The 11895-nt window shown below is 28.8% G+C and carries 13 protein-coding genes; 7 read left to right on the top strand and 6 right to left on the bottom strand.

Annotated elements, in window-relative coordinates; all coding sequences use genetic code 11:
- Window positions 1-7: 7 nt before the first annotated feature.
- Together ruvA and BLV71_RS06400 are read right to left on the bottom strand one after the other, a co-directional pair.
- Window positions 8-589: a Holliday junction branch migration protein RuvA gene (gene ruvA / locus BLV71_RS06405; RefSeq protein ID WP_093869751.1), complete on the bottom strand. Its 582-nt coding sequence runs from the start codon at window positions 587-589 to the stop codon at window positions 8-10.
- Between the two features lie 80 nt (window positions 590-669).
- Window positions 670-2952, bottom strand: a complete 2283-nt coding sequence (locus tag BLV71_RS06400; RefSeq protein ID WP_093869750.1) for an NADP-dependent malic enzyme — start codon at window positions 2950-2952, stop codon at window positions 670-672.
- Between the two features lie 135 nt (window positions 2953-3087).
- Between BLV71_RS06400 and BLV71_RS06395 the strand changes: the two genes are divergently transcribed.
- Both BLV71_RS06395 and BLV71_RS06390 read left to right on the top strand, forming a co-directional pair.
- Window positions 3088-3696, top strand: a complete 609-nt coding sequence (locus BLV71_RS06395; RefSeq protein ID WP_093869749.1) for a PAS domain-containing protein — start codon at window positions 3088-3090, stop codon at window positions 3694-3696.
- A gap of 106 nt (window positions 3697-3802) precedes the next feature.
- Complete coding sequence (locus BLV71_RS06390; RefSeq protein WP_093869748.1) at window positions 3803-4423, top strand: PAS domain-containing protein; 621 nt, start codon at window positions 3803-3805, stop codon at window positions 4421-4423.
- An 83-nt stretch (window positions 4424-4506) separates the two neighbouring features.
- Here BLV71_RS06390 and BLV71_RS06385 read toward each other — a convergent pair whose 3' ends face one another.
- A complete protein-coding gene (locus BLV71_RS06385; protein ID WP_093869747.1) occupies window positions 4507-4926 on the bottom strand; it encodes a prepilin-type N-terminal cleavage/methylation domain-containing protein in 420 nt (139 codons plus the stop codon).
- A gap of 88 nt (window positions 4927-5014) precedes the next feature.
- Here BLV71_RS06385 and BLV71_RS06380 point away from each other — a divergent pair, with 88 nt between their 5' ends.
- The 5 genes from BLV71_RS06380 to BLV71_RS06360 are packed head-to-tail and all read left to right on the top strand — an operon-like array spanning window position 5015 to window position 9772.
- Window positions 5015-5743 carry a hypothetical protein gene (locus BLV71_RS06380; protein ID WP_093869746.1) on the top strand — a complete coding sequence of 243 codons (729 nt, stop codon included), beginning with the start codon at window positions 5015-5017 and terminating at the stop codon, window positions 5741-5743.
- A 4-nt stretch (window positions 5744-5747) separates the two neighbouring features.
- Window positions 5748-6101: a hypothetical protein gene (locus BLV71_RS06375; RefSeq protein WP_093869745.1), complete on the top strand. Its 354-nt coding sequence runs from the start codon at window positions 5748-5750 to the stop codon at window positions 6099-6101.
- 5 nt (window positions 6102-6106) lie between these two features.
- Window positions 6107-8284 (top strand): type II secretion system protein GspD, encoded by a 2178-nt coding sequence (locus tag BLV71_RS06370; protein WP_093869744.1) that lies wholly within the window; start codon window positions 6107-6109, stop codon window positions 8282-8284.
- Window positions 8284-9477 carry a PilN domain-containing protein gene (locus tag BLV71_RS06365; RefSeq protein WP_093869743.1) on the top strand — a complete coding sequence of 398 codons (1194 nt, stop codon included), beginning with the start codon at window positions 8284-8286 and terminating at the stop codon, window positions 9475-9477. The genes BLV71_RS06370 and BLV71_RS06365 overlap by 1 nt, the downstream gene beginning before the upstream one ends.
- On the top strand, window positions 9470-9772 hold the full coding sequence (locus tag BLV71_RS06360) for a hypothetical protein (RefSeq protein WP_093869742.1): 303 nt from the start codon (window positions 9470-9472) through the stop codon (window positions 9770-9772). Before BLV71_RS06365 ends, BLV71_RS06360 begins: the two co-directional genes overlap by 8 nt.
- 213 nt (window positions 9773-9985) lie before the next feature.
- Here BLV71_RS06360 and BLV71_RS06355 read toward each other — a convergent pair whose 3' ends face one another.
- The 3 genes from BLV71_RS06355 to BLV71_RS06345 are packed head-to-tail and all read right to left on the bottom strand — an operon-like array spanning window position 9986 to window position 11866.
- Entirely contained in the window at window positions 9986-11119 is a 1134-nt protein-coding gene (locus BLV71_RS06355; RefSeq protein ID WP_093869741.1) for a type II secretion system F family protein, read from the bottom strand.
- Window positions 11119-11583 (bottom strand): prepilin-type N-terminal cleavage/methylation domain-containing protein, encoded by a 465-nt coding sequence (locus BLV71_RS06350; protein ID WP_093869740.1) that lies wholly within the window; start codon window positions 11581-11583, stop codon window positions 11119-11121. Before BLV71_RS06350 ends, BLV71_RS06355 begins: the two co-directional genes overlap by 1 nt.
- A complete protein-coding gene (locus BLV71_RS06345) occupies window positions 11570-11866 on the bottom strand; it encodes a hypothetical protein (RefSeq protein ID WP_093869739.1) in 297 nt (98 codons plus the stop codon). Before BLV71_RS06345 ends, BLV71_RS06350 begins: the two co-directional genes overlap by 14 nt.
- Between the last annotated feature and the right edge of the window lie 29 nt (window positions 11867-11895).

Here is an 11895-nt window from a genome sequence, read left to right as displayed (position 1 = left end):
AACTCTATTATAAGTTTTTTAACGCCTGCTTTATAAGCTCTTCTACAGTAGCTTCAGGTGTTACTTTTAATATATTATTAACTACTTTATCTGCTTGTTTCCGAGCAAATCCTAATACCTCTAAAGCAGATAACGCTTCTTCTTTATTTGTATTGTTTTGTTTTAATGAAACTTCATCTAAATCAAAGGTTTTTAGAATTTTATCTTTCAAATCAACAATAACTCTTTGTGCTGTTTTAACACCAATACCTTTAACAGATTGAATTAACTTTACATCTTCAGAAGCTATTGCTTGTTGAATTTCTTCAGATGTCATAGAGGAAAGCATAGTCCTTGCTGTACTAGGTCCAACCCCAGATACTGAAACTAATAATCTAAAAATTTCTCTTTCAGTTTTATTAATAAACCCAAACAAAGTATGTGCATCTTCTCTAATTGATAAATGCGTATATAACACGATGTTCTCATTTTCTGGTAATAAAGAAAATGTATTTAAAGAGATATGTAATAAATATCCAACTCCATTACAATCTACTACCACATAGGTTGGATTTTTCTCTACAAGTCTTCCTCTAATTTGTGTTATCATCCATTAATTTTTTGCGTTGTCTAAAGTAGAAAAAATATTTGTTTTTAAAAACACTCATTTTCAAGGTTTTTCACCCTCTTTTACATTGTTTTTTTTAATGATTTATTTTGTGCATCAACTACAGCAACTGCTGCCATATTAACCATTTCATCAACACTAGCTCCTAATTGTAATATATGAACTGGCTTGCTCATACCTAACAAAATTGGCCCAACAGATTCAACTCCGTCTACCTGCTTCATTAACTTATACGTAATATTAGCGGCATCTAAGTTTGGAAATATCAACACATTAACTCTTTTTCCATTTAATTTAGAAAACGGAAATTCTTTTGCTAACAAATCTGGGTTTAATGCAAAATCAGCTTGTAACTCACCATCAACCACAACATTTGGATAATTTCTATGAATATAAGAAACTGCTTCTCTAATTTTTGCTGAACTTTCTGACTTTGATGATCCAAAGTTTGAAAAACCTAACATAGCTACATTTGGCTTCATTCCAAACATTTTTGCCAAAGTAGACGTTAATTGTGTAATTTTTGCTAAATCTTTGGCCGTTGGATTGATGTTAATAGTAGTATCAGCTAAAAACATTGGTCCTTGCTTAGTAAGCATTAGGTTTGTTGCTGCTACTCTAGTAACTCCTTTATCCTTTTCTATTAGTTCTAATATTGGCTTTACTACTGATGAATAAGGCCTAGAATATCCTGTAATCAAAGCATCAGCTTCACCACTATTTACCATCATAGCTGCAAAATAATTACGCTCACGCATTAATTTTTTAGCTTCAAATAGAGTTACCCCTTTTCGCTGACGTGTTTCCCAGAAAAAATCAGCATAACGATTTCTTCTTTCCTCTTCTTCATCTATTTTTGGATCGATAATCTGAACATCACCTGTAAATCCAAGTTCTTCTTTTAATTCCAAAATGACTTCTTTTCTACCTAATAAAATTGGAATACCAATTTTCTCTTCATAAACTCTTTGAGCTGCTTTTAACACATCTAAATGATCAGCTTCAGTAAATACAACTCTTTTTGGATTTTTCTTAGCTCGGTTATGTAATAACCTTATTTCTTTACTTCCTGTACCTGACCTATCCATTAACTCTTCTCTATACTTCCCCCAATCTTCAATAGGCTCTTTAGCAACTCCTGAGTCCATTGCAGCTTTAGCAATTGCTGGAGGAATTTCGTAAATTAGCCTAGGATCAAATGGCTTTGGAATAATATAATCTTTTCCAAAAGAAAGACTTATTTCATCATACACTATATTCACTTGCTCTGGCACTGATTTTTTAGCTAAATCTGCTAATGCATGTACAGCCGCCATTTTCATTTCTTCATTAATTTTTGATGCTCTTACATCTAATGCACCTCTAAAAATAAAAGGAAACCCTAAAACATTGTTAACCTGATTAGGATGATCAGATCTTCCTGTTGCCATAATAATATCTTCTCTTGTAGCAACTGCCACATCATAAGAAATTTCAGGATCAGGATTTGCCATAGCAAATACAATAGGATTTTTCGCCATTGATAATAACATCTCTGGAGTAACTACATTACCTTTAGATAACCCTATAAAAACATCTGCATTATGCATTGCTTCTTCTAGAGTATTCACATCTTTATGTGTTGCAAATTCTGCTTTTTGTGAAGTAAGATTATCTCTATCGTTTCTTATTACACCTTTACTATCACACATAATCACATTTTCCCTTTTAGCTCCTAAAGCTAAATATAAACGAGTACATGATATCGCAGCTGCTCCTGCTCCATTTACTACAATTAGAACTTTAGAAATATCTTTACCATTAATTTCTAAAGCATTTTTTAATGCCGCAGCAGAGATAATAGCGGTACCATGCTGATCATCGTGCATTACAGGAATATCTAATTCTTCTTTTAATCTTCTTTCTATCTCAAAAGCTTCAGGTGCCTTAATATCTTCAAGGTTAATCCCTCCAAAAGTAGGCGCAATTGCTTTTACAGTTTCTACAAATTTATCTACATCAGTTGCATCAACTTCAATATCGAATACATCAATATCTGCAAATATTTTAAATAGTAATCCTTTTCCTTCCATCACAGGCTTTGATGCCTCAGGACCAATATCTCCTAAACCTAAAACCGCCGTCCCGTTTGATATTACAGCTACTAAATTACCTTTAGCAGTATATCTATATACATTGTCTTTATCTTTTGCTATTTCTAAACAAGGCTCAGCAACTCCTGGGGAATATGCCAAAGACAAATCGTGTTGAGTTGCATACTTTTTAGTAGGAACTACAGAGATTTTTCCTGGCTTTGGTTTTGCATGATATAATAAAGCTTCTCGTCGTTTTCTAGATTCGCTCATAATAATGTTGTTTGTATTAACTGACAAATATACATTTTGTTCTGTTGTAAAAACAATTTAGAAACTGATAAAAATCATATTTAATTATCCTTTATTAATAGATTTTTGCGGCAACCAAAATAAAAAAACTAAATTATGGAAACTCCCCCAAAACAAATTATTAACGAAGAGGTAAAATGGGACAAGACCCAAACAATTGTAAGTAAAACGGATTTACACGGAACGATTTTATATGCTAATGATATTTTTACACAAGCTTGTGAGTATAGTGCCATTGAATTAATTGGCGAACCTCATAACATAATTAGACACCCAGATATGCCTAAAGTAGCATTTAAAGTTTTATGGGAAGCTTTAAAAAAAGGCGAAAACTTTCATGCCATCGTTAAAAACTTAACTAGAACTGGAAGATATTATTGGGTTATTACTGATTTTACAGTTGATAAAAATGAACAAGGTGAAGTTACTGGTTATACAGGACGAAGAAAAGCTGTTCCAGAAGGTGTTATTAAAAAAATTGAGCCACTATATAAAACATTACTTGATATTGAAAAATTAAAAGGCGAAAAGGTCAGTGAATTATATTTTGAAGGTTATTTAAAAGAAGAAATAGGTAAGAACTATAACGAGTTTGTTGTTGATTTATTTAAAGAGGAAAGTAAAAAAGAACAGTACGATACTCCAGCTAATAAAGATAAAATTAAAAAAGGCTTAAATTGGTTTTTCTTTGGTGATTTCCTTTAGCAAACCACCCCTATTTTAAAAATAAAAAACAGTAACTTTTATTTAAAATTAAGGTTACTGTTTTATTTGTTTTAATTATTTTTGTTTAGACTAAATAAAGTATTAAATGACAAAGATATCCCCCAAACCAATCAAGATTATAAACGAAGAAGTAAAATGGGATAAAACCCAAACAATCATTAGCAAAACGGACATTCATGGTACAATTTTATACATGAATGATGCTTTTGAAGAAGCTTCTGAATACAATAAAATTGAATTAATTGGTGAGCCCCATAATATTATTCGTCATCCTGATATGCCTAAAGTGGCATTTAAAGTTTTATGGAACGCTTTAAAAAAAGGTGAAAATTTCCATGCTATTGTTAAAAACTTAACAAGAACCGGTAGATACTATTGGGTGATTACCGATTTTACAGTTGATAAAAATGAGCAAGGTGAAATTACTGGTTATACAGGACGAAGAAAAGCTGTACCAAATGGTGTTATTGAAAAAATTGAGCCTTTATATAAAACACTTTTAGAAATAGAAAAAATAAAAGGAGAAAAAGCTAGTGAATTATACTTTGATGCTTTTTTAAAAGAGGAAACTAAAAAAACTTACGATGAATTTGTTATCGATTTATTTCAAAGTGAAATAAGAGACACCAAAATCCTAGAAGAAGACAACAAAGAAAACAAAATTAAAAAAAGCCTTAACTGGTTTTTCTTTGGTGATTTTCTGTAAAAAGAGATTAACATGATAAAACCTCCAAAAAATATCTTTTTTGGAGGTTTTATTATTAACAATTAAACTACTTATTATTTCGTTTAATCTTTAATTATTTCTTTCAAATTTTGTTCTTGGTCTATTTCCCAAACATTAAAAACACCATCCCCATCAAAATCCACTATAGCAGTAGCACGCGCTTTAAAAGTATTCGTGGTAGCTTCTATAATTTCATATGAATATTTTGCTTTACCTCCATTTTTATTAGTTAAAGGAACAACAAAATCAATAGCATTAAAATCATTTGAATATTTAGAATGCATATAAAAATGTGTTCGTTGCATAGACCCCAAATGTTTTAATTGATTCTGAGCCTCAATACTTTTTGCTTTAGAAATCATTGGCATTAAATTAGGGAGTGCTATCAAAATAAGAATTCCAATAATAACAAGAACCACTAACAGCTCTTGTAAATTAAAAGCTTCTACTTTTTTAGATAAAATATTCTTCTTCAATTTCATAGTAAAAATATATATAAATGTCAAAAGTAAAAATATTTAGTATTTTTGCGCGACAATTTGTTGTTAAATTACGGCTTAAACAAATAAAATGAAAAAAATAATTGCTATAATCACATTAATAATGTGTGTTTCCTGTGGGGTCCTTCCTCAGAAAAACAATTTTTACACTACAAAAACACCCGTTGAGTTAGGTGTTATTGGAGAAAAACAAAAATCTCTTCGAAAAACTGTTTTTCAAACTTTTGGAGTTCCTAGATACGATCAAAAAATTAAGGTTTCTTACTCAACGCATCAATTCAAAAAAGATACTTACAAAGAATACAAAAAAGCTATTAGCGGAAAAGATCAAACCCAAAAAATAATTTTTAACGATAGCATTCCAAACAAACCATTTTATACTAGCATCAGTGTTACTGATAAGGTTTCTATTGTTTCTTCAATAAATGAGAATAACTTATCTATTTTTAATTACTTAAAAAAATCACCTGAGGCTACGATAATTACTGGAATAAAACTCACCTCGGGAGCACCTTTTTTAAATCAACTTAAACAAAGTGACGCTATTTATTTACAAACAGATAAATATAAAAAACAAAGACTACTTCTATTTAAAAACGAAAAAAAGATTGGAGAATTAGACCTTTCTAAAGAGGTAATTTTTGGATATCAATTATCTTCATTCTGTTGGAAAACTACTAAAAGAAGAAAAATTAAAATAGCCACTATTGTTAATGAGGGTCAAAATTGCAGCAATACAACTAAAAGAAACGCTCAAGAACTTGAAGATAAATTAACTGAAAATAGTTTTAAATTTTAAAAAAATGAAAAAGTTAACAATCATTGTAAGTATCTGTTTTCTATTAAATTCTTGTGAAGCTATTTTTATTAAAAATATTTCAAATGAAAGGATCATATTACTTGCTCCTAGCAATGGTGCCCAATTAGACGCAGGATTAATTAGTTTTAATTGGCAAACTATTGAAGATGCAGATAACTATAATATCCAAATTGCAACACCGACCTTTAAAAACGCAACGAAAATTTTGTTGGATACCATAATTAACAATAAATCTATAAATAAAGATTTAACAAGTTCACAATATGAATGGAGAGTAAAAGCTATGAATACAGAATATGAAACTAGTTATTCAACAAATGCTTTTACTATAAAATAAAAAAAATGCTAAAAAAACATACAATTAAATTCATATTAATATTACTTCTAGGAACACTTAATGGGTTTACTCAAGAGAATATTAACAAAGAAAAAGAAAGAATTCTTAAATTAGAACAAAAATTAAACAACCTACTAACAACTATACCTGGACTTACAAAAACAGTAGATTTTAATGTAAGTGGTCAAAACCTTCCCGTTTTTATTAGAGCTATTGGAAAAGCTAGAAAAGTTAATTTAAGTGTATCTGACGAGTTGCAAAATACAAACTTAACACACAATTTCTCTAACGCTCAAATTAAAGACATCTTACTTTATTTATGTAAAGAATTTAAACTTACTTTCATTGTTACTGGTAATATTATTTCATTAAAAAAATACGTTCCAGAAAAAGAAAAAAAACCAGGATACATTCCGAAGAATATACCTGTTGAATATGATGTTACTTCTGATTTATTTACTATTGACTTACAAAATGACTCTATTGCAGTTGCATTTAAAAAAATCACCAACATATCAGGGAAAAACCTTGTTTTTTCACCAGATATAGGTAGAAAAACAATTTCTGGATACATAAAAAACAAGTCTTTTGAGAGTGCTATGGATAAACTAGCATTTTCAAACAACTTAATAGTAACAAAAACAAAAGATAATTATTACTTATTTGAAAACGCCGCAAGCTTTCAACAAAACTCTAATAATCGAAATTCAATTAATAATGGTCAAACTATAAGACCAACTCGTTATCAAAATTCTAATTTGTTTTTTAAAATAATTGACACTGAGCACCTACTACTGGATGTAGATTTTGAAAATGCTAAAATTGAAACTGTTATTAACGACATAGGAAATGCTTTAAAGATTAACATTTTCACTAATGCTCCTTTAAATAACATTGGTAAAGCTTCAGTAAAAGCATCAAGAATTACTTACGATGAATTGTTATCTAAAATTTTAGAGGATACTAAATTTACATACAAAAAGAAAAAAAGTATATACTATTTTGGACAAAAAGAAAAAAAACTAATTAGAAGTTCTGTTGTCATTCCATTGATGCATCGTTCTATTGAAATAATGAATCAACCGTTACAAAATAGAGCACGTAATAGAGTTCAAAACTTTAATGGTAATAGAAATTCACTCACTAATAACTCTAACAATTTTAATAGTTCTCAACAATCATATTCTAACGGAAATAGAAACAATTTAAACAACCAAAGAAATAACAACTATAATAGTAGACAACAAAATATTCGCAACCAAAACCAATCTTTTGGAAATTATAATTCTAAAGCGGAAGCTTTAAAAAGTATTATACCGAAAGATATCATGGGTAAACTTGAAATAATAACCGATATAGAACAAAATGCTTTTATTGTAAGCGGTGACACGCAAGAAGTAGAAAAATTCAAAGAATTTGTAAGTAAGATAGATAAACCGATACCTGTTGTTTTAATTGAAGTAATGATATTAGAAGTTACTAAGTCGGCATCAGTTAGCACAGGTTTAGATTTAGGTATAGGAGACAAACCAACTAAAGATAATGGAAGTATTTTCCCTTCTGCAAATATAAATTTGGGAGCTACTACTATAAACAAAATCATTGGAGGATTTAATGGCTTTGGATCATTAAATGTAGGTAAGGTAGTCCCTAACTTTTTTGCAAAAATTCAAATGATGGAAACAAATGGTGATGTAAAAATAAGGTCTACCCCCAAATTATCAACTTTAAACGGTCATAGTGCATCGTTATCAAATGGAGAGCGCTCATATTATAAAGATGAAAGAACTGATGTTATAGGTTCTCAAAACCCTCAAACAATACAAACTAACCAATACATCCCCATAGATGCTGATTTATCGGTAAACATTAGACCGATAGTATCTGGAGATGAACAAATAACACTTAGTGTAAATGTTTTACAATCTAGTTTTAATGGTAAACGTATTGATAAAAATGCTCCTCCAGGAATGAATTCCAGAGAATTTACTTCTACTATTAGAGTTCAGGATCAAGATGTTATTATTTTAGGCGGATTGGAAGAAAATATAAAAAACGATTCAGGTTCAGGAGTCCCTTTTCTAGCAAGAGTCCCTATTATTAAATGGTTATTTAGTAAAAAAACAAGAACAAACTCTAAAACAAAATTATCTGTTTTAATTAAACCAACTATCATTCGTTAATGTTAAAGAAATGGTTACTATACGGAACAAGTTTTTGTGCTATTGAGCATTCGACAGACAAAAACAATACAGATTTTTATACGGGGCTTCAATTATCTAAAAAGAAAAAAGAGCTAAATGTAACAAACAGGCATCAATATAATAGTATAAATGAAGTAATTTCTTTTGTAAAAGCGAACAAACATGCTTTTTTAATCATTAATAATCAACATGTACTTTCAAAAAAAATAACAGTTGTTAATGATAGTCAAAAGAAGCTTATTCAAGTAGCTTTTCCAAACATTGTAATAAGTGATTTTTACTATGAAATATACTCAAACGATACCGAATCATTCATTTCTATCTGTAGAAAAGAACACATTGACTATGTAATTGATCTTTATTCAAAGAATGGTATTTCTATTGTTGATTTTTCACTAGGAAATTTAGCACTTCAAAATATTCTTCCTTTTATAGGGAATGATAATTTTAATACTTCAAATGCTAAAATAACAGTAGAAAACAATAAAATTACAATTATTGAAAAAGAGTTTGTAGAAGATCAGACCTACATCGTTAATGATTTAGAAGTATCTAATCATGAATTATTACCGCTAGGAGGTGTTTTATCGTACTATTTTGACCAAAACATAGAACAAATAGGTTTAACTCAAAAAACAGAGGAGTTAAAAAAAACATATCAACAAAAAAAACTTTTTGACTTGGGTTTGAAATTCGGGTTTGGGTTTTTATTTACAATTCTTCTAATTAATTTTTTAGTATTTAGTCATTACACAACCAAAGCAGATCAACTGACCATTGATGTACAATTAAATGAGCAAACAAAAAACAGACTAATAAGCTTACAAGAAAAAGTAGCGCAAAAAGAAAAAGTAGTAAAAAACTTACAATCTGTCTCTCAATCTAAAGTTTCAAGACATATAGATGAAATAGCTCAATTAATTCCAAATACTATTTTACTTACAAATATTTATTATCAACCAATAAAATCTCGCGTAAAAAAAGGGAAAACAATTCTTGTTACTAAAAATCAAATTACAGTAAAAGGTGTTAGTAAAAAAAATGAAGATTCAACTCATTTAATTTCATTGTTAGAATCAAAAAAATGGGTTGATAAAGTAACAATTATGAGTTACGGAAAACAAAAAAACAATATGGAATTTGAATTATTAATACATATAAACAATGAATAACCAACAAAAAAACATAGGCTTACTTGTTGGTTTTTTAATCACCTTGTTTGTTGTATATAATTTTACAATTAAAAATACTTTTGAGGTTAAAAACAAGTATTCAAACCTCTTAAAAGAAAAACAATTATTAAACAACGCAACAAATAGAACCATCTATTTAACTCAAAAAAACAATTTTTTAGATTCTATTTTAAAATCAAGAAATGTTTCACTAAAAAATTCATTTCAACAAACGCTACTTCAAAAAATCACCTCTTTTTCTGAAGAAAAAAAAAATAGAAGTACTTGCTTTTGATGAACCGCATGAATTTATTGAGAAAAAAACTACCATTACTACTTTTTCATTTGAAATAAAAGGAGATTTTAGCACCCTTTTAAAATTAATAAATCATATAGAACAACAACAATTAGGCGAATTAATATCTATCCATTTTAAAAAGAAAAAGAACTACAGTAAAAATCGCATTTATTTAACTGCTACTATTTTTCTACAAAAAATCAAAAACAACTAACCAATAACAGTACTTAGCTTAAACATTGGTAAATACATAGCTATTAATATTACAGCTACAACTCCACCTAAAAATAAAATAATTAGAGGTTCAATTACCGCACTTATTGTTTTAGATTGATACTCTATTTCTTGATTATATTGATATGTTAATCTGTTAAAAATTGTCTCTGTCTGATTTGTTTCTTCAGCCACTTTAATTAACGAACTCATTTTTTTATCAAAAATTGACTGATTCCCTATACTTTCATGCAAACTTTTCCCTTGTAAAATATCCTCTTCAACTTTTGATAAAGCAATTTGTAAAGGGTAAAAATCTATCATTTTTTTAGTTAGCTGAATACCATTTAACAATGGCACTTTAGCACCAACTAATAACGTAATAGCTTGAGTAAATTGTGCTATTCGTACTTTACGTAAAAAACCACCTACAAAAGGAACTTTCAACAAAAAGGCAGCACTCCATTTACGATACCAAATTTTATTTTTAGCTAACTTCATAAAAACAAAAAAAGCTATAATCATTAAAATCACTACCCAATAATACGATGAAAAAACATTTGAAAAACTAATTATTTGTTTGGTAATCCAAGGCAATTCTACTTTGTTTTGTTTAAAAATATCTGCAAACATTGGTACTACATATTGCAACATGAAGCCTACTGCTAAAAATGCAGTACATAAAACAACCATTGGATAAGACAATGCATTTAATATTGTTCGTTTTTGTTCGTTTTTCCTTCTAAAAAAAGCACCCAACTCGTCAGTTACTTTTTGAAGCGTTCCTGTTCTTTCACCTATTTGCAATGAATAATACTCGTATTCCGTAAATTGTTTTTCAAGCCGTATTGCTTCTGATAAATTTTTTCCAGAAATTAACTCATCAACAATTGTTTTAAACAACTCTTTATCTGCTTCTTTTTTTTGTTCAGCTCCTATTAATTCAAGAGCATCTTTTAGCTCTAGACCAGCATTTAACAAAACTGACAACTCTATATAAAAAGCTTCTTTCTTTTTATTAGAAAAAGAGCCGCCGAAAAAGTTAATTTCTTTTTTTAGAAGTGCATTAATATCAAAAGAAGTATCCTTCTTTTGTTTAGATTTTTGTGTGTTTTCTAATTTAAAAGCCATTAGTCATTTAAATAGTGCATTGCACTTTTACTTTTATATATAAACATTTTTTTAGATCCGAATTTAGCAGAAGTTTCAATCTGAAGCCCATCAATAACGCCAGAAGTAACAAGATTACCATCTAAAAATATTTTTTTATCTATGAGTTCAATGGACATAGTATCTTTTTCACGTATTACATAACCTTCATTAAACACATAAATTACTGAATCAATAGAATTGGTTAAAAATAATATATCCTTTTCTTTTTGATATGAAACTGCATAGGTATTAAAATCTTGCCATAGCGCTCTTTCTAAAAACTGAATCTCTTGTTTTTTATCTAAATTAGATTGAATGCTTTTAATTTGTTTTTGAACCATTAACAATATAAGAATAGCTAATGAAACTACAATACTAGAAATTACTAAAACAACTAGTAACTCACTCAATGTAAAAGCTTTTATTTTTTTAGTGATTTTCAATGAATATTTCTTTTTTTATCAATTGTTTTTTATGTAAGATATTTACAGCTTCAAAATGAACTACCGAATACACACCTTCTTTTACCTTTAGAATAGAAATTTTCCAATCATCAATTTCATCAGCATATGGGAGTCGTATTTTATTATTTTTATATAAATATCGCAACTCCGTTAACTCAGCTTCAACAGCCTGTGTATTCTTACTAACAGTGCTCTGCATTATGTTATTTAATGTAGCAATGGCAATACCAAAAACCACTACAATAAGTACTGTTGCTACCATTACCTCTGTTAAAGAGGACGCTTTTAATT

The organism is Tenacibaculum sp. MAR_2010_89 (assembly GCF_900105985.1).
GTDB lineage: Bacteria > Bacteroidota > Bacteroidia > Flavobacteriales > Flavobacteriaceae > Polaribacter > Polaribacter halocynthiae.
The sequence above is the reverse complement of the archived record's forward strand: the minus strand, read 5'-3'. Positions and strand labels throughout refer to the sequence as shown.